Raw genomic sequence first — 17,994 nt, 5'->3', positions numbered from 1 at the left:
AGGAGGGTTCGGCGCCTCTCGCCTCCTGGCTCCTCTCGCGGCTCTTTCCCCGGCCGCGGGCGGACGCCATGATGGTGCGGCCCCGCAGATCAGCCGCCCAGTGCCGGGCCGGCACGAGAGATTGAGTACGTCGTGGTCGCCGCCTTCCGTCGCCAGACCCTCGCGGGCGAGATGCTGGTGCTGCAACTCGCCATCGTCGTCGTGGTGTTGCTGGCGGTCGCCGCGGTCTCCCTCGCGCAGTCGGAGGCGACCTTCAACCGCGTAGAGGGCCGCCGGGTCGGCGCGCTGGCCGAGCAACTGGCCGCCAACCCCCTCGTACGCAGCCAGCTCGCACAGCCCGTGCCGCAGGAGGCGTTGGCCCCGCTGGTGAACTCCACGCAGACGCAGTCCGGGGTCACCTCGGTCACGGTGGCCGACGCCGGCGGCCGGATCGTCAGCTCCACCAACCCCACAACGATCGGCGACCGGCTGCCTCGTGGCGAGGACGCCGCCGAGGGCCGGGGCTGGTCCGGCTCGCTGACCCTGGACGGCGGCCGCGAACTCGTGGCCCAGGTTCCCGTACTCGGCGCGACGCAGGAGAACCTCGGGCAGCATCTGGGCACGGTGATGATCGGCGAGGCCGACCCGACGGTGTGGCAGCGGCTCAGCGGCGCGTCCTCGTACCTGCTCGCCTACCTCGGCATCGCCAGCGGACTCGGTCTGGTCGGCTCCTGGCTGCTGGCCAGACGCGTCAAACGGCAGACCCTCGGCCTTGAGCCGCGCGAGATCGCCGGCCTCGCCGAGCACCGCGAGGCGATGCTGTACGGGATCGCGGAGGGCGTGATCGCCCTCGACCCGCAGCACCGGCTCACCCTGGTCAACGACATGGGCCGGCGCCTGCTCGACCTTCCCGAGGACTGCGTGGGCCGGAGCCTGGCCGAACTCTCCATCGAGGGACGGCTGCGGGACGTCCTGGCGGGCGACCGGGACGGCGCGGCCGGCCGGCGCGACGAGGTCGTCGTCCGCCACGGCCGGGTGCTGGTGATGAACCGGATGACCGTCACCAAGGACGGCCGCCCGCTCGGCTCGGTCACCACCCTGCGGGATCGCACCGAACTGGCCCGGCTGGAGCGGGAGATCGGATCCTTCCGCAGCTCCTCCGAACTGCTGCGCGCCCAGGCCCATGAGTTCGCCAACCAGTTGCACACCATCTCCGGACTGATCCAGATCGGCGAGCAGGACGAGGTCGTGAGCTATATCCGCGCGCTGAACCAGCGCCGCCAGTCACTGGACGTCACCCTCAGTCGCCGTGTCCGCGACACCGCCGTCGCCGCCCTGCTCATGGCGAAGTCCTCCCTGGCCGCCGAACGGAAGGTCAGCCTGCGGATCTCGGACAGTACGGCGCTCGACCGGCTCACACCGGAGGACGCCGCCGATGTGGCGACCGTGGTCGGCAACCTCGTCGACAACGCCGTGGACGCCGCGGCCGTCGCCGCCACGGGGCCTGAACCCCACGGCGCCGCCGTACCTGACCCCGCTGCCCGCGAGGCCTGGGTCGAGGTCGAACTGCGGCAGGACGCCTCCAGTGTGGAGATCGTGGTCCGTGACTCCGGCCCCGGCGTCGCACCGGAACTCGCCCGGGAGGTGTTCTCGCACGGCTTCACCACCAAGGCCGCCCAGGAGGGCGAGCGCGGTATCGGTCTGGCGCTCACCCGCCTGGTCTGCGAGCGTCACGGTGGTGAGATCTCGGTGACCAACACCCCTGACGGGGCCATGTTCACCGCACGCATGACCGTCAGCCACCTCACCGATGCGGTGGCGGAAGGAGCACCACGATGAGCGGCGAGAGAGGCGAGCGAGGCGAGCAGGGGGCGCCCGGTACGACCGGCACGATCGACGTGCTGGTGGTCGACGACGACTTCATGGTGGCCCGAGTCCACCGCACCTTCGTCGAACGCGTCGAGCCGTTCCGCGTCGTCGGTGTCGCCAACACCGGCGAGCAGGCGGTCCAGGCCGTCGACGAACTGCACCCGGACCTCGTCCTGCTCGACCTGTATCTGCCGGACGTCTTCGGCCTGGACGTCATCCCGCGGCTGCGCACCGCCGGCCACGACTGCGACATCATGGTCATCAGCGCCGCACGGGAAGCCGACACGGTCCGCGGCGCCGTCCGCCACGGCGCCGTCGACTACCTCCTCAAACCCTTCGAGTTCGACGACCTGCGCGCCCGCCTGGAGCGCTACGCCCACCAGCGCGGCCGCCTGCTCGCCACTGTCGTGAACGGCCAGGCCGACGTGGACCGGGTCCTGGCCGGAGCAGCCGTGCCGACGTCGACGGGCACGCTGCCCAAGGGCATGAGCGTGGAGACCGCCGACCTGATCGAACGCACCCTCCGCAACGCCGAGGACACCCTGTCCGCCGCCGAGTGCGCGACCCTGGCCGGCATCTCCCGCGTCAGCGCCCGCCGCTACCTGGAGTACTTCCACACCGTCGGTAACGCCGATGTGTCCCTGCGCTACGGCGTGGCCGGACGGCCCGAGCGCCGCTACCGGTTCCGCGGGCAGCCCACGGGACTCCGGCCCGGTGGCGAAGCCCACGCGTGAGCGCTCCGCTGGAAGCACGGATGAACCTGCGGGCCGGTGGGGGCTGGTCGCGCCCACGCGGCGGAGCCGCATATCGATACAGCCCCGCGCCCCTAACGGGGCCTCGGCCGAACCGCACGTGGGGTGTCGGCGGGGTGCGCGGTTGGACGGAGGCCCGTTGGGTACGCGGTGACAGATGAGAAGCACGCCGCACCATCGTCACTCGGTGCCGTGAGGAAGAAGAAGCAGATGCAGTTCCGTGACCGCAGGCAGGCGGGACAGGAGCTGGCGGAACGGCTTCGTGTCCTGCAGGAGAAGGGGGCCCTTCCACATCCCGTGGTACTCGCCCTGCCCCGCGGCGGAGTCCCGGTCGCCCGCGAAGTCGCGCGGATGCTCCAGGCCCCGCTGGACGTGCTCGTCGTGCGCAAGATCGGGGCGCCGTTCCAGGAGGAGCTCGGCGTCGGCGCGATCGCCGGAGACGAGCCTCCCCTCTTCGACGACCGGACCCTGGCCGGGCTGGGGCTGAGCGAGGCATCCCTCGCAGACGTGGTGGAGCGTGAGCGCAAGGAACTGCTCCGCCGCGAGGAGCACTACCGGCAGGGCCGCCCCGCCCCACAGTTGAGCGGCCGGACCGTGATCGTCGTCGACGACGGACTGGCGACCGGCGCGACGGCGCGCGCCGCGTTGCGCGCCGTACGGCGCCGGGAACCCGAGCGCGTGGTCCTGGCCGTACCCGTCGGCTCACAGCAGGCGGCCGACCTGATGCGAGCAGAGGCCGACGACGTGGTCTGCCTCTACCGCCCGAGGGCGTTCATGGCCGTCGGCGAGTGGTACGAGGATTTCGCACAGCTGACGGACGACGATGTGCTCGAGGCGCTGCGCGACGTCACGGCTGATCACGGTCACGGGTAATCGAGGGATGCCTTCCCGAGGGAGGCCACCCGGACGCCCGAGGAAGACCACCCGGACGCCCCGCGCCCCGCGAGGCGATGACACCGCGGGCCGTCGTCGTTCAGCTGCCTGCCCGGTCCGCCCCGACTCGTCCCAACCGCAGCGCATAGGTACGGCCCTCGACACCCCACTCGCCCACCGGAGGTTTCAGGCCGGCGTCGATCGCCCGGATACCGGGCCGCCCGATGTGGGCGTGGACCAGCCGCCGCACGCCGTGCCGCACGGCCTCCTCGGCGACGGCCTGCACGCTCGCGTGGCCGCCCACACCGCCACGGAACCGTATGGGCCGCTCCCAGGCAGCGGCATCGGCGAACATCAGGTCCGCCCGCGCGGCCCAGGCCGGAAACTCCCAGAACTCCGGCGCCCACACCACGACGAGATCACCCGCCTCGATGCGATAGCCGTACGTGGGATGGGACGTGTGGGCCACCGGGCGGCAACGTATCCGCACCTCGCCGAGGTCCAGATCACCGGCCCGGATCGAGACGCCCCGCGCGGCCGCGCTCCGGCGCAGCGCGGACCTCAGCTCCGACCGCTCGTCGGTGACCAGCCAGCCCGCGAGCGGCCCGGGCGGCGGTTCGGCGCCGGGGCCGCCGTCGAAGGCCGCGCGGTGTCCGGCGTAGCGGAGCAGCAGACCCGCCGGGGCGAACCGCGGCGAGTTCATCGCGCCGACGCCGAGCAGCGTGAGCCGCAGCCACCGGTTCACGGGCCCGTTCCCGTCGCGGGCGCGGTGGCGGCCGGTGCCGCCGAGAGCGTGCCGTCGGGCTCCAGGGTGATGTGCACGCCGTCGCTGACGCGGTCGAGGGTGGCGCGCAGCCATGCGCGGTCCTCGTCCGGCGCGGGCTCCAGCCGCATGCGCCGGGCCAGCAGGGGAACCATGCGCAGGCCGGTCAGCCGGCCCGTGCCCGCCGCCACTGTGACGAGGTAGGCGATCCGGAGGTCGTCGCGGTACTCCTCGTAGCCGGGTATGCCCTCGTAGTCGTCGATGAAGTCGCCGCAGCCATGGAGGATCAGCCGGTCGCGGTACACCTCGATGGGACGGGGGTGGTGCGAGGAGTGCCCGTGGACGACGTCGACACCGCCGTCCACCAGAGCGTGTGCGAAGCGGATCTGCTCCCGGGGGACGCGGTAGCCCCAGTTGGATCCCCAGTGCACCGACACGACCGCGATGTCGTCCGCCCGCTTCACCTGCCGCACGCGTCGGACCACCGCGGCGGCCGCACGGGCCGACAGGTCGGGAGCGTAGGCGACACCGGGCAGGCCGGCGCTCGCCGCCCAGCCGGGCGGGATGCCGCTGGAGGGCGTCCCGAGGGCGAGAACGAGCACGCGGCCGCCGGCCGGGGCGCGGACCGCCACGGGCTGCCACGCCTCCTCGGCGTTGCGCCCCGCGCCCGCCGCCCGCAGGCCCGCGCGGGCCAGCGAGTCGAGCGTCTCCTCCAGGCCCGCGCGGCCGAAGTCCAGCACGTGGTTGTTGGCCAGCACGCAGACGTCGGGCCGGGCGACCGCGAGAGCGGGCAGGTTGGCCGGGTGCATGCGGTAGTGGACCGCCTTGTCGGGCGCGAACGCGTCGCCGCGTGTCACGGCCGTCTCCAGATTCACGATCCGGACGTCGGGGGCCGCCTCCTCCAGCAACCGCAGCGCGTCGCCCCACGGCCAGGACGGATCGACCGGGACCGGAATCGGGCCGTTGACCGACTCCGCCATGTCCACGTACGACCGGGCGTCCTGGACGTAACCCTCCCGCAGCGCCGGATCACCGGGCCGCGCCAGGATCTGGTCGACACCGCGCCCGAGCATCACATCACCGCAGACGAACAGCGTCACCACGCCATCGGCCATGCCTCCAGACTAGGAGCACCTCCAGCTGGGAGCTCCTGCATCGCCATGACGGCCGCGGACCGGTGTTCCGTCCGGCGCGTCGGGCATCCGGGCGCCGGGAGGCGATTCCGGCCGCCGGGGCGATAGGGACCGTCTCGTACGGGTACCGCGGACATGGAGATGCCGGGCACGGGAGGCTGCCGTGGAACTCGTCGAGGAACGCCCGCACCGCTTCCGCATCGCCCCGAGCGGACAGATGCGGGTGCCCGGGGTGGTGTTCGCGTCCCGGAAACTGCTGAGGGACGCCGAGAAGTCGCTCGAGCAGGTCGCCAACGTGGCCACCCTGCCAGGGATCGTCGTTGCCTCGTACGCCATGCCGGACATCCACTGGGGTTACGGCTTCCCGATCGGCGGGGTGGCCGCGACCGACGTGGACGACGGCGGGGTCGTCTCGCCCGGCGGGGTCGGCTTCGACATCTCCTGCGGCGTACGGCTGCTGGCCGCCGACTGCGACCGGCAGACGCTTGAGCCGGCACTGCCGGCGGTCATGGACGGCCTGGACCGGTCGATCCCGCGAGGCGCGGGACCCGGCGGAGTGTGGCGGCCGTCCCGTCATGGACAACTGGAGCGGATCCTCCGTGGCGGCTCCCGGTACGCCGTGGAGGAGGGATACGGCGAGGAGCGCGACCTGAGGCGGTGCGAGGACGGCGGCGCGGTCGCCGACGCCGACGTGGCCGAGGTCAGCGAGCGGGCGCGGGAACGAGGGCTGGGGCAGGTGGGCAGCCTGGGGTCCGCCAACCACTTCCTCGAGGTGCAGCGTGTCGACGAGGTGTACGACGAGACGGCCGCCGCCGCGTTCGGGCTCGCCGCCGGCCAGGTGTGCGTGATGATCCACTGCGGTTCGCGCGGCCTCGGCCACCAGATCTGCACCGATCACGTCCGCTCGATGGACCGCGCCATGTCCCGCTACGGCATCACCGTCCCCGACCGGCAGCTGGCCTGCACCCCGGTCGACTCGCCCGAGGGACGGGCCTATCTGGGTGCGATGGCAGCCGCGGCCAACTACGGCCGCGCCAACCGCCAGTTGCTGTCGGACGCGGCCCGCCGGGTCCTGCGCCGCGCCGCGGGCGTCCGGCTGTCGCTGGTGTACGACGTGTCCCACAACCTCGCCAAGATCGAAACCCATCCGGTGGCCGGAGCACAGCGCCGGCTGTGCGTGCACCGCAAGGGCGCCACCCGCGCCTTCCCGCCCGGGCACCCCGACCTCCCGGAGGACCTGCGCGAGGTGGGCCAGCCCGTGCTGATCCCCGGAACCATGGGCACGGCCTCGTACGTCCTGGCCGGCGTGCCCGACGGCGACGCGTTCTTCTCCACCTGCCACGGCGCGGGCAGGGTCATGAGCCGACACCAGGCCGCGCGTGCGGTCAGCGGGAAGGACCTGCGGGCCCGGCTGGAGGCGGCGGGCATCGCGGTGCGCCCGCGGTCGCTCCGCGGCCTGTCGGAGGAGACCCCCGAGGCGTACAAGGACGTGGGCGAAGTGGTGGCGGCAAGCGAGGCCGCGGGTCTGTGCCGCACGGTCGCCCGGCTGGTGCCGTTGGGCGTGGTGAAGGGCTGAGACCGGGCGTGGTGACGGGCTGAGACAGGCGTGGTGAAGGGCGAGCCCGGCCCGTTCGTCGCACTCTGTCCGGTCGCGTACATCCGCCCGACCGCACCCCTCAGCACCCACCTTTGAACCTCTGCTGATCTCGTATACAAGCCCCGGTGGAGTGCTCGGTGCACACAGAACCCGCTCTTCGCAGTGGTGTGGCAATTCTGCCGCTACCGGGCGGGCCGGGGTTCCCGATTCACGGCGGGGCCGTGCTCCGGCCTGGCAGGGGGTGGGCACAGGGCCCAGTACGGAGAAGATCGGCAACGTCAGCGTCCAGCGGTACGAGCAGATCGTGGAGAAGCTGCGCGGGGCCGTCGAAAAGTTGTCGAACCAACACCCCAACACCCCAGCCCTCCGCGGTGACCCGCGCCTTCGCTGCGAGCCACGGAACTGATGGACGCGTAGGGCGGCTTCTCGTGGTCCCAGCGGTAGCGGCAGTCGAGTTCAACAAGGTCGCGGCTGTAAACCAGAGGCGGTCTCGACCGCCGCCTTGCCCGTATTCCGGTGTGTGCGGCGGCCGTTCCTTGTGGGGCAAACGACCGGCACACTCAGCGACCGGGCCGGGCTACCGTGCCCGTCGTACGGGGCTGACACCGGCCATGGCGGTCGCGTGAAGCGGCGCGACCTTGAGGCGGTGCACCACTGACAAAGTTCCCTGCACGGATGACAAAGTCCGAAGCCCACGATGGCCCTAAGGTCCATTGGCGAGGCCAGAGAAAAGGGAGTGAGCGGACGGCCTGGCCATCGGTCTTCTCCGGGATCATGCGCAAGATGCCCCGGCGCCGCAGACACTTACGGCACGGGCCGTTGCAATACCCCTTGCCGGCCGCAACGCTCTAAGGCTTCGTGTGGGGCCGGCCCGGACCGACCCGCGGAATGCGGATCTTTGCCAGGACCGTCGGGAACTGGGTGCAGTCCGCCCACTCCACCCGTAGTAAGGGCGCGGTATGTGCCGCTCCTTGAAGAAGCCATTTCCCTATCCCGCCCCGCAGCGGCGAGACAGTTAAGAGGACAACAAATGCGACCTGCCTTGACGAGGACATTCGTCAGCGCTGCCACCATCATCGGACTCGCCGCCGGAAGTCTGGCGGGCGCGACCATCAGCTCTGCGGCATCCGAGCCGACCGCCAAGCCTGCGGCGAGCACCCAGGACGTTTCCGTCCTCGCGGTGAACAACCTCGGCCTGACCGTCCGCCGGGCGAAGAACTGGCAGTGCTTTCTGACCCGCATGGGTTACCCAACCTATGAGCACAACGGATTGCTGGGCAAGGACAGCTGGAAGGCCGCGCAGCGGATGTTCAACAGGCGTGGCTTCAATGGAGGTACCCGCTTGGTCGTCGATGGAATCGTCGGACCGTACACGATCAAGGCGCTGCAGCGCTACTTGAACACTTTTGGCTTCGGCCTTGCCGTTGACGGAATCGTCGGACCGAAGACCTTGGATGCCTTCTGGGAATTCAACGGCGTCCCTACTGACGGTCCCCAATGTGTGTGAGACGCCATCCGCTTATCGATCACCCTGCTGGTCTGGTCGAACAGGGTTCCTGATCGGGTGATCGCGTGAGGGCCGGCGCATGGCAGCAGGGCCTCTTGGTAGTTCGGGGGTGCGATCCCATCCGAGTACCAGGAGGCCCTGTTGCCGCAGTCTTTCGCGCTCGCGTGCGTGGAGCCCAACTCGCTGCCACCGTCGTGTGACTGCCTCGCGCACAGGTTCGGCAGCGCGGCGGACGGGCCGGAGCGCACTTCGAGCTATGTCTCCGACATGACGGAGGCGGAGTGGCGGGTGGTGCGGCCGTTGTTGCCGGTTCCGGCCTGGCTGGAGGGCGGGGCGGGCGGCCGGAGGGCTATTGCCACGGTGTGATGCTCGACGCGGTGCGCTAGGTGGCCGACAACGGCGTGAAGTGGCCAACCTGCCTGCGGACTTCCCGCGGTATCGGCGGGTGCATGCCTTTACCCGCAATTGGCAGGTGACGGGCCAGCTTGCCGAGCTCCACGACCGGCTCCGGACGCCCGTGCGGGGACAGCTCCGCCAACGCACGGTTGATCCTCCGCTCCCGCTCCCGCTGCCCGGAAAGGTGATCACCGGTGACTGCTCCCTGAACAAGGGCAGGCCATCGTGCAAGTCTCCCTGGTGAACGGGCAGTTCAACCGGAGGAGCGCACGATGGAGGCAGCCCGTCGGGTCAGACGGCCTGAACCGCCGTTGCTGGCCGTGGTGTTGCCGATATGGGGTGGATGGGCAGCCGGGTGGGCCGCCGGGTCATGAGCGTGATCGCAGCGAGCGTGAGCATCGCTTCGGAGTGCTCGGGCCTCGTCGGTTCTCAGACGTCTCGAACGTCTCACACGTCGACGGTCACCGCGCACGACCAGCCGTACGGGTCCGGCCCGATGTGCAGCCCGTGCCAGGAGACGCCCTTGGGCGCGGCACCGATGATGTCCACGTCCGCCAGCTCGGCCAACGCGAGTCGTACGACGAGGCCGTCCTCGGCCACGTCGGCCTCCACGTCGACGGCCACCCTGCCGTGCACCTCGAGGCGGTAGACGACCTCGTCCAGCAGCGCGGTCAGCAGGTCGTCGTCGCTGGCCTCCGCCAGCCGGACGCGCTCCACGGCTGTCGGGTGTACCGCCGTGACGTCGGCGAAGCACTCCACCATCCCCAGCACCGCTTCTGCCAGGCAGCGCTCCCGGCTCGCTCCCCACGCCTCGATCCGCACGTCGGCCGTGTGCGGCACCGCCCGGTGGCCGCTGCCGCCCTGGCGCCGCAGCCGGATGTCGTCGTCCGTGTCACCGACCATGCCCACCGCCTCACCGACCGCCGTTCCGCCGAACCGCATCCCAGCCGTCTCCTCGGAAGGAGTGCTGCGTTCCGTACGGGTACCCGTGATCGGCCAGGCCATACGACGGCGATCGTTGCCCGGCCCATGGGGTACACGAGGGGAACGGACCGGACACATCGGTACGAGGACCGTGCGGCCCGAGAAAGAACGCGAGAAAGAACGCGAGAAAGAACCCGAGGAAGAACCCGAGGAAGAAGATGACGGCGATGATCTCCCAGTCGGTCATGGTGCCCGTCGACGGTGAGGCGCTCGCGGGCGATGTCGTGCTGCCGACGTCGGCCCGGGCGGTGGTGCTGTTCGCCCACGGCAGCGGCAGCTCCCGGCACAGCCCCCGCAACCGGATGGTCGCCGAACAGCTGCGCACCGCCGGACTCGGCACCGTGTTGATGGACCTGCTCACCGAGGGTGAGGAACGCGAGGACGAGTGGACGGCCGAGTACCGCTTCGACATCCCGCTCCTGGGCAGCCGCCTGGCTGCCGTGATCGACTGGCTGGAAGAACAGCCCGGAACCAAGGGACTTCCCGTGGCCCTGTTCGGCGCCAGCACCGGAGCGGCAGCGGCTCTGGTGGCCGCCGCCGAGCGGCCGGAGCGGGTCCTGACCGTGGTGTCGCGAGGCGGCCGGCCCGATCTGGCGGGCGATGCCCTGCACCGCGTACGGGCCCCGGTCCTGCTCATCGTCGGCGGCCAGGACCCGGAGGTAATGCGGCTGAACCGGGAGGCCGCCCAGCTCTTGCCGGTCCCGCACTCACTGCGCGTGGTGCCGGGTGCCACCCACCTCTTCGAGGAGCCCGGGGCACTGGAGCAGGTCGCCGACACGGCCAGGGAGTGGTGCGAGGAGCGCCTTGCGTCCCTGACCGCGACCGACGGCTGACGCACCGACGGCTGATCCGGCGAGTCGGTGTGGACGCGTCATCGACGGGACATGGGGACGCTGTCCGCGGGTACCGCTCATGGGCAGGCTGAGGCATACGGGACGCAGGACTTGGAGTGATGGCGGATGAAGTTCGGAGTGTCGACCTTCCTCACCGACGAGGGGATCGGTCCGGCGACGCTGGGGCCCGCCCTGGAGGAACGCGGCTTCGACGCCCTGTTCCTGGCGGAGCACACGCACATCCCGGTTTCCCGGGAGACTCCGTATCCGGGCGGGGGCGACCTGCCGCGCATGTACTACCGCACGCTCGATCCGTTCGTCGCCCTGGGCGCGGCCGCCGCCGCGACCCGGAGCCTGCTGCTGGGCACCGGGATCGCGCTCGTGATCCAGCGGGATCCGATCATCACCGCGAAGGAGGTCGCCACGCTCGACCTGATCTCCGGCGGCCGGGCCGTCTTCGGGGTCGGTGCCGGCTGGAACCGCGAGGAGATGCGCAACCACGGGACCCAGCCGCGCAACCGCGGCCGGCTGATGGACGAACGCATCCGCGCGATCATCGAACTCTGGACGCATGAAGAGGCCGAGTTCCACGGCGAGTTCGTGGACTTCGCCCCGGTCATCTGCCGGCCCAAGCCCGTACAGCGACCCCATCCGCCGATCTACGTCGGCGGCGGCAGCGAGCGCACCTTCGCGCGGGTGGCCGAGTACGGGTCGGCCTGGATGCCCAGCGGCGTCCCTCCGAAGGAACTGGGCGCACAGATCGACCGGATGAAGGAGGTGGCGGGCGCCGACACCCCCGTGGCGGTGTACGCCGCCCCGCACGACCGCGAGGCGCTGGACACCTACGCCGAACTGGGCGTCGAGCGCGTGCTGCTGTATCTGCCGACCCGGGCGGAGGACGAGACACTGCGCACGCTCGACAAGTACATCGAGGCCACCGCGGCGTACCGCTGAACCAGGGAGAGCACGCCATGCCGGACATGCGGCAGGACGAAGCGCGCAGACGGTTCGCCGAGGCGCGGATCGCGCGGTTGGCGACGGTCGACCCGGGGGGACGCCCGCATCTTGTGCCGCTCGTCTTCGCGCGGCGAGGCGACGACTTCGTCACCGCGATCGACCAGAAACCGAAGAGGTCGCAGCAAGTGCGGCGGCTGCACAACATCGCCGCGCACTCGGCCGTCTGCCTGCTCGTGGACGAGTACGACGAGGACTGGGACCACCTCTGGTGGGTCCGCGCCGACGGCGACGCCCGGACCGTGCCGCCCGACGCGTCCGACGAGGAGACACGGGACGAGTACGCCGCCGCCATCGAGGTGCTGCGGCAGAAGTACCCCCAGTACCGGGACCGGCCGCCGGAAGGTCCGGTGATCGTGGTCACCGTCCTGCGGTGGACGGGCTGGCGGGCTGTCCCCGAGGACGACGGGGGTCGCTGAAGGTCCGGGGGACGACGCAGGCCTCGACGCTGTCGGCGAAGTACTGGGCCTGAACAGCGCGAGCCCCGTCGTGATGGGGTGGCCGATCGGACGTGGGGTGGCCGATCGGACGAGGTGAGCGGCCGGGGAGTGCGGACGAAATGGCCGATCGGCCGAGGTGCCGCTGTGGTGTGTGCGAAGAGAGTGGCGACGAAGGCCGGGAGCGATTCGGTCGAGACGATCCATCAGGTCCGCGGGGTGTTTCCCGACGTGCCTGATGCTTCGGCCGGCTGCTCCCCGCTCGCCCCCTCACGCCCCGGGAACAGCCGCCATGCCCACGCAGTCCACCCTGCTCCTGCCCGCCCGGCCACGGCCGGACATCCGCCTGCCCACGCGTCGGCCCCCTCGGCGGCGGCAGCGCCGGATCCCGCTCATCGCCGTCGTCTCCGTCATGCCCCTGTACGGGATCTGGGCGGCGTTTCTCGCGACGGGCGGCGGGGATCTCGCCGCCCAGTACGCCTGGGCGGGCTTCGCCGGCCGGCACCCGGACGCGGTCTACGGGCTGTTCTGGTACGGCGGGACGCACGCCGCCAACTACAGCGTGCTGTCACCGCCGTTGATGGCGCTGCTGGGGGTGCGTACCGTCTCCGTCCTGGCGGGCCTGGCCGCCACCTGGTGGCTGGCCGCCCTGCTGATACGCACCACCGCGAGGGCGCCGTTGTGGCCCGCGCTGCTGGGCGCGCTCGGCCTGTGGGGCAACGTCGCCATGGGGCGCTCCACGTTCGCCCTCGGGCTGGCCTTCGGCTTGGCCGGCCTGCTCGCTCTCGCGGGCCGACCGCCCCGGCCCGGCCGGCTCACCGCGGCGGCCCTGGGCGCGCTGCTCGCCACCCTGGCCAGCCCGTTGGCCGGACTCTTCGTCCTCGTCGCGGGCGCCGGATATCTGCGGGACCGGCAGTACGCCAAGTGCCTCGCCCTCGCCATCCCGCCCGTCGCCGCCGTCTGGCTGACGACCCTGCTGTTCCCCTTCCAAGGCGAGCACCCCATGGGAGCGAGTCGCATGACCCTGCCCCTGCTGCTGGCAGTCGCCGTGGCATGGGCCGCGCCGCGCGAGTGGCGGGTGGTGCGCGCCGGGGCCGTCGTCTACGCCGCCGGGGTCGTGCTGACCTGGCTGATCCCCTCACCGGTCGGCTCCAACGTGGAGCGGCTAGCGGTGCACCTCGGCCCCGCCGTGCTCCTCGCGGCCCTCCTGAACAGCGGATTCCGCGCCGTCCGGTCCGCCCTGCGCCGTATCCGCACCTGCGTACTGGTCCCGCTGTTCCTCGTCACCGCGACCTGGACCACCCAGTCGGCGCTCCACTCCATCTTGGGCACGGCACCCGTGCCGGCCTGGGCCGCGCACACCGACGGGGTGATCGCGGAACTCGGCCGGCTCGGCGCGGACCGCGGCAGGGTCGAAGTCGTCAACGCGACCAACCACCGCGAGGGCCGACCTCTTCGCGCCCCATGTCCAGGTGATGCGGGGCTGGAACCGCCAGCTGGACGTGGAGCGGGGACGGCTGTTCTACGACGGCTCACTCGACGCACCGCGCTATCACGCCTGGTTGCGTCAGTGGGCCGTCGGCTACGTCGTCGTGCCCGACGCGGAACCGGAAGGTGCCTCCGCGCCCGAGGCCGCCCTGATCCAAGCCGGACAGGACTGGCTGCGGCCTGTCTGGCACGACGCGTACTGGAAGATCTACCGTGTCAGCGACCCACTCCCGCTCGTCTCGGCCCCGGCCGCAGGAGTCAAGGCCGGAGAAGCCGACGTGATCCTCAGGATGCCGCGCGCCGGAACAGTCACGGTACGCATCGCGCACTCACCATGGCTGCGCGCCGAGGGAGCCTGCGTACAGGCGGACGGCCCCTGGACCCGCCTGACCGCACCCCGGCCGGGCGTCTATCGGCTGACCTCCAGTTATACGGCCGGGCCGTCCGCCGCATCCGGCTGCCGGTGAGCGGGGGGCGCGCTCGTGGGATCGGCGATCCGGGACCGCTCCCGCTCGGTGGCGCCGCGCCCGCGGCCCCGTCCGCCAAGGTTCTCCAGCCGCGCCGACCTCGCCAGGCCCGTACAGGAGTTGGCGGACGTGTCAGACGGCGACGACCGTGACGCCCGCTTCCTCGAACCGCCGCACCACGTCCTCACTCACCGCCGCGTCCGTGACCAGCGTGTCCACCGACGCGGCCGCGCAGATCCGGGCGAAGGCCCGCTGGCCGAGTTTGCTGGAGTCGGCGGCGACGATCACACGCTCGGCCCTCTCGCACAGCAGCCGGTTGATGGCGGCCTCCGCCTCGTCCGTGGCCGCCGCGCCGTGCACCACGTCGAAGGCGACCACGCCGAGCACGGCCACGTCGAGGGTGATCTGGCCGAGCACGCCGTCCGCGAGGGGGCCGACGAGCTCGTACGACTGCGGACGCGCGACGCCGCCGGTCAGCACGATCTTGAACTGGGGGCGTACGGCCAGCTCGTTGGCGATGTTGAGCGCGTTCGTCACGATGGTGAGGGCGGGCGAGCCGGTCGCGAGGTCGCTGCGTACGGCCAGCGCGCGGGCCACCTCCGTGGTGGTCGTGCCGCCGGTCAGGCCCACCGCCTCGCCGGCGGTGACGAGGTCCGCAACCGCCTTCGCGATGCGCTGCTTCTCGGAGGCGTGGCGGGCCGTCTTGTAGCGCAGCGGCAGCTCGTACGAGACACCGTGCACGACCGCGCCGCCCCGGGTGCGTACGAGCATCTGCTGCTCGGCTAGCTGGTCGAAGTCACGCCGGATGGTCGCGGCCGACACCTCCAGCTCGGCCGCCGCCTCCTCGACATCCAGCCGGCCGCGCTCCACGAGCACTTCCAGCAGTGCCTGCCAGCGGGCGTCGCGTGACATCCGCACTCTCCGTCCATCGACCGTTCCCTGATCTTCCGGCGACCCTAACGCACACCGTTCACCGAAACATGCTTGATTGTGCTCGAAAGCTCGCTATATCTTGCAAGAACAATCATCCCATGGGGAGGGTCAGGCGTGAGTCATGTCGAAACCGAGCTGAAGAGCCAGCCCGAGTGCTGGATCCGGGCCGCCGAGGAGGCCTCTGCGTCCGCGTCCGCGCTGCCCGCCGCGGGGGAGCGGGTCGCGATCGTGGGGTGCGGCACCTCGTGGTTCATGGCGCAGGCCGTCGCCGTGCTGCGCGAGCGGGCGGGACAGGGGGAGACGGACGCCTTCGCCGCCTCCGAGTTCCCGCACGGCCGCTCGTACGACCGTGTGGTCGCCCTGACCCGCTCCGGCACCACCACCGAGGTGCTCGACCTGCTCGGCCGGCTGAAGGGGCGGACGCACACGGTCGCGATCACCGCGGATCCGGGATCTCCCGTGATGCGGGCGGCGGATGAGGTCGTCGTGCTCGACTACGCCGATGAGAAGTCCGTGGTGCAGACCCGGTTCGCGACCACCGCGCTCACCCTGCTGCGGGCCCACCTGGGCCTGCACACCGACGCGGTCGTCGCCGACGCCCGCACCGCGCTGTCGGAGCCGCTGCCCGAAGGGCTCGTCGACTGCACGCAGTTCACCTTCCTGGGGCGCGGCTGGAGCGTGGGGCTCGCCAACGAGGCCGGGCTCAAGATGCGCGAGGCCTCGCTGGCGTGGACCGAGGCCTATCCGGCGATGGAGTACCGGCACGGCCCGATCAGTGTCACCACCGCCGGAACCGCGACCTGGATGCTCGGCGAGGCCCCCGAGGGCCTGGCCGAACAGGTGCGTGCCACCGGCGGGTTGTGGGTCGAGGGCCGTCTCGACCCGCTCGCCGAACTCGTCCGCGCCCAGCGCCTGGCCGTGGCCGTCGCCGCGGCCCGCGGCCTGGACCCCGACCAGCCTCGCCACCTCACCCGCTCGGTCATCCTCACCACGCCCTGAAGGGAGCGTCCATGCCTCTCGCAGCAGCCGGTGAGCTGGTCGCCCGGGCGGCCGCCGCCCGCAGTGCCGTCGCCGCGTTCAACGTCATCACGCTGGAACACGTCGAAGCCGTCGTCGCCGGTGCCGAGTCCGTGAACGCGGCCGTCATCATCCAAGTCAGCGAGAACGCCGTGAAGTTCCGCCACGGACGGCTGCTCCCGCTGGCCCGCGCCGCGACCGCCGTGGCCGAACACGCCTCCGTGCCCGTCGCGTTGCACCTCGATCACGTACAGAGCGATGACCTGCTCCGGCAGGCGCCCGGCGCCGGATTCAGCTCCGTCATGTACGACGCGGCCCGCCTCCCGTACGCCGAGAACCTCGCCGCCACCCGGGCCGCGACGGACTGGGCCCATGCCCAAGGGCTGTGGATCGAGGCCGAGTTGGGTGAGGTCGGCGGCAAGACGGGGGAGCCGCCGCTGGACGCCCACGCGGCGGGTGCTCGTACCGATCCGGCCGAGGCGCGCGCCTTCGTCGCCGACTCCGGCGTGGACGCCCTGGCCGTGGCCATCGGCAGCACGCACGCCATGACCACGCGCACCGCCGCCCTCGACCACGACCTCCTCAAGCGCCTCACCGCGGCCCTCGACGTACCGCTCGTGCTGCACGGCTCGTCCGGCGTCCCGGACGCCGAGCTGCGGGCGGCCGTCGCGGGCGGCATCACCAAGGTGAACATCGGCACGGCCCTGAACATCGCGATGACCGGCGCGATCAGGGAGTACCTCACCGCCCATCCCGAGGCGGTCGACTCGCGCACATACCTGACCGTGGGACGGGCGGCGATGGTGGAGGCGGTGGCACGGATGATCGGTGTCCTCGGCGCCACCGGCTGATGCTCAGCCCACCTCGACGAGCTTCTCGAAGAAGAACTCGTGCTTGAGGAACGACACGTCGTACTCGCCGCCCGGATACGGCGGAATCAACTGGGCCGCCTGGAACAGCCGCCAGCCGTCCTCCAAGGCGTGCACGCCCGACTTGTACGGGGGTTCGTCGCTGTCCCCGGTCGTGGGTGACGTACGCCCCGTGCCGTCGTACACCGACCAGCAGACCACCGGCGAGTCCAGCGCCGACGTACCCAGGTAGAGCACCAGAACCTGCTGACGGACCGTCATGCCGCGTCTCCTTGGGGACGGTTGGAGACACGGGTCACCCAGTGCTCGAGATCGAAGGACTCGTCGCCGGTCAGCGACCGCCACAGCAGGACACGGTTGTACATCTCCAGACGGCCGGTGGCGGGTTCGTACCACGGGAAGGACGTCGAGAGCTCCTCGGCCACCCGCGGGTGGCCGAGGTCCGAGGTGTCCCACAGCCGCCGCTGCCGTACGGTCGGATTGAAGCGGATCTTGAACATATAGCGGACCGCGTCGCTTTCGTTGCGCCGCCCGCCGTGCCAGAGGCCGTGGTGCAGAAACACCACGGTGCCGGCCGGGCAGACGAGGCGGGACTGGCCGAGCAGATTCTGGTAGCGGCCGGTGTCCGACTCGTTCGTACGCCGCAGATGACTGCCCGGCACGCTGAGGGTGCCGCCCATGTCGAGGGTCACGTCCTGCGGGTAGTACATCAGCTGGACGTCGAAGGCGTCGGTGCGGACGTCGATGATCGCGTCACCGTGCAGCGGCTGCGCCCGCCCCTCGTGGGGCTCGCGGATGTGCACGGCGTGGTGGTCGACGCGCGGGTCCGGACCGACCAGGCCGCGCAGCGCCCCCGCCACGGCCGGGATGCCGAGGAGCCGCCGGACGAAGGAGCCCTCGGGATAGGCGTCAGGCACCGTGCTGCCGTAGGGCACGCCCGGGACGCCCCGCCCCAGGAAACCGATCGCCTCGGCGTTCATCTCCGCCGGCACCACCGCGTCGAGGCGCAGCGAGCCGTGCGCCACGAAACGCGCCATCTGCACCGAACTCAGGAGGGGAGGCTGCTGGGTGTCCGTCATGGGT

At 71.4% G+C, this 17,994-nt stretch carries 18 protein-coding genes and 1 pseudogene; 12 read left to right on the top strand and 7 right to left on the bottom strand.

What is annotated here, in order from left to right:
- The first annotated feature begins 132 nt into the window (after positions 1-132).
- The 3 genes from GAS53_RS11375 (at position 133) to GAS53_RS11365 (ending at position 3,473) form a co-directional block, all read left to right on the top strand.
- The gene (locus GAS53_RS11375; RefSeq protein WP_151477378.1) at positions 133-1,818 is read left to right on the top strand and encodes a sensor histidine kinase; all 1,686 of its coding nucleotides are present in this window, start codon (positions 133-135) and stop codon (positions 1,816-1,818) included.
- A complete protein-coding gene (locus GAS53_RS11370; protein ID WP_151477377.1) occupies positions 1,815-2,582 on the top strand; it encodes a response regulator in 768 nt (255 codons plus the stop codon). Before GAS53_RS11375 ends, GAS53_RS11370 begins: the two co-directional genes overlap by 4 nt.
- Positions 2,583-2,810: 228 nt before the next feature.
- Positions 2,811-3,473 (top strand): phosphoribosyltransferase, encoded by a 663-nt coding sequence (locus GAS53_RS11365; protein ID WP_151477376.1) that lies wholly within the window; start codon positions 2,811-2,813, stop codon positions 3,471-3,473.
- A gap of 100 nt (positions 3,474-3,573) precedes the next feature.
- Here GAS53_RS11365 and GAS53_RS11360 read toward each other — a convergent pair whose 3' ends face one another.
- Complete coding sequence (locus tag GAS53_RS11360; RefSeq protein WP_151477375.1) at positions 3,574-4,218, bottom strand: MBL fold metallo-hydrolase; 645 nt, start codon at positions 4,216-4,218, stop codon at positions 3,574-3,576.
- Complete coding sequence (locus GAS53_RS11355) at positions 4,215-5,351, bottom strand: CapA family protein (protein ID WP_151477374.1); 1,137 nt, start codon at positions 5,349-5,351, stop codon at positions 4,215-4,217. The genes GAS53_RS11360 and GAS53_RS11355 overlap by 4 nt, the downstream gene beginning before the upstream one ends.
- A 181-nt stretch (positions 5,352-5,532) precedes the next feature.
- On the opposite strand from GAS53_RS11355, the gene GAS53_RS11350 reads away from it, so the two are divergent.
- Positions 5,533-6,945, top strand: coding sequence for an RtcB family protein (locus GAS53_RS11350; protein WP_151477373.1), 1,413 nt, complete (start codon positions 5,533-5,535; stop codon positions 6,943-6,945).
- 776 nt (positions 6,946-7,721) lie between these two features.
- Here the strand turns inward: GAS53_RS11350 and GAS53_RS58300 are convergent.
- Positions 7,722-7,895 (bottom strand): annotated as a pseudogene (locus tag GAS53_RS58300) (IS5 family transposase); the annotation flags it as partial.
- Between the two features lie 101 nt (positions 7,896-7,996).
- Here GAS53_RS58300 and GAS53_RS11345 point away from each other — a divergent pair.
- On the top strand, positions 7,997-8,473 hold the full coding sequence (locus GAS53_RS11345; RefSeq protein ID WP_151477372.1) for a peptidoglycan-binding domain-containing protein: 477 nt from the start codon (positions 7,997-7,999) through the stop codon (positions 8,471-8,473).
- A 141-nt stretch (positions 8,474-8,614) separates the two neighbouring features.
- Complete coding sequence (locus GAS53_RS11340; RefSeq protein ID WP_225858860.1) at positions 8,615-8,839, top strand: transposase; 225 nt, start codon at positions 8,615-8,617, stop codon at positions 8,837-8,839.
- A gap of 477 nt (positions 8,840-9,316) precedes the next feature.
- Here the strand turns inward: GAS53_RS11340 and GAS53_RS11335 are convergent, their stop codons facing one another.
- A complete protein-coding gene (locus GAS53_RS11335) occupies positions 9,317-9,772 on the bottom strand; it encodes an archease (RefSeq protein ID WP_151477490.1) in 456 nt (151 codons plus the stop codon).
- A gap of 248 nt (positions 9,773-10,020) precedes the next feature.
- Here GAS53_RS11335 and GAS53_RS11330 point away from each other — a divergent pair, with 248 nt between their 5' ends.
- The 4 genes from GAS53_RS11330 to GAS53_RS11315 all read left to right on the top strand — a co-directional run bounded on the left by GAS53_RS11330 (position 10,021) and on the right by GAS53_RS11315 (position 14,244).
- Positions 10,021-10,686, top strand: a complete 666-nt coding sequence (locus GAS53_RS11330) for a dienelactone hydrolase family protein (protein WP_151477489.1) — start codon at positions 10,021-10,023, stop codon at positions 10,684-10,686.
- Positions 10,687-10,812: 126 nt separating this feature from the next.
- Positions 10,813-11,640: an LLM class F420-dependent oxidoreductase gene (locus GAS53_RS11325; RefSeq protein WP_151477371.1), complete on the top strand. Its 828-nt coding sequence runs from the start codon at positions 10,813-10,815 to the stop codon at positions 11,638-11,640.
- Positions 11,641-11,657: 17 nt separating this feature from the next.
- Positions 11,658-12,119, top strand: coding sequence for a TIGR03668 family PPOX class F420-dependent oxidoreductase (locus GAS53_RS11320; RefSeq protein ID WP_151477370.1), 462 nt, complete (start codon positions 11,658-11,660; stop codon positions 12,117-12,119).
- A gap of 310 nt (positions 12,120-12,429) precedes the next feature.
- The gene (locus GAS53_RS11315) at positions 12,430-14,244 is read left to right on the top strand and encodes a hypothetical protein (protein WP_318721959.1); all 1,815 of its coding nucleotides are present in this window, start codon (positions 12,430-12,432) and stop codon (positions 14,242-14,244) included.
- Here the strand turns inward: GAS53_RS11315 and GAS53_RS11310 are convergent.
- Positions 14,225-15,004, bottom strand: a complete 780-nt coding sequence (locus GAS53_RS11310; protein ID WP_151477369.1) for a DeoR/GlpR family DNA-binding transcription regulator — start codon at positions 15,002-15,004, stop codon at positions 14,225-14,227. The two genes, GAS53_RS11315 and GAS53_RS11310, sit on opposite strands and share 20 nt — an antisense overlap.
- Before the next feature lie 135 nt (positions 15,005-15,139).
- Between GAS53_RS11310 and GAS53_RS11305 the strand changes: the two genes are divergently transcribed.
- Positions 15,140-16,024, top strand: coding sequence for an SIS domain-containing protein (locus GAS53_RS11305; protein ID WP_151477368.1), 885 nt, complete (start codon positions 15,140-15,142; stop codon positions 16,022-16,024).
- Positions 16,025-16,035: 11 nt separating this feature from the next.
- Positions 16,036-16,893 carry a class II fructose-bisphosphate aldolase gene (locus GAS53_RS11300; RefSeq protein ID WP_151477367.1) on the top strand — a complete coding sequence of 286 codons (858 nt, stop codon included), beginning with the start codon at positions 16,036-16,038 and terminating at the stop codon, positions 16,891-16,893.
- A 3-nt stretch (positions 16,894-16,896) separates the two neighbouring features.
- Here the strand turns inward: GAS53_RS11300 and GAS53_RS11295 are convergent, their stop codons facing one another.
- Together GAS53_RS11295 and GAS53_RS11290 are read right to left on the bottom strand one after the other, a co-directional pair.
- Positions 16,897-17,172, bottom strand: coding sequence for a hypothetical protein (locus GAS53_RS11295; RefSeq protein ID WP_151477366.1), 276 nt, complete (start codon positions 17,170-17,172; stop codon positions 16,897-16,899).
- The gene (locus tag GAS53_RS11290; RefSeq protein ID WP_151477365.1) at positions 17,169-17,990 is read right to left on the bottom strand and encodes a phytanoyl-CoA dioxygenase family protein; all 822 of its coding nucleotides are present in this window, start codon (positions 17,988-17,990) and stop codon (positions 17,169-17,171) included. Before GAS53_RS11290 ends, GAS53_RS11295 begins: the two co-directional genes overlap by 4 nt.
- Positions 17,991-17,994 lie beyond the last annotated feature (4 nt).

Origin of the sequence: Streptomyces albicerus, from assembly GCF_008905045.1 — a bacterium.
Lineage (GTDB): Bacteria > Actinomycetota > Actinomycetes > Streptomycetales > Streptomycetaceae > Streptomyces > Streptomyces albicerus.
The sequence above is the reverse complement of the archived record's forward strand: the minus strand, read 5'-3'. Positions and strand labels throughout refer to the sequence as shown.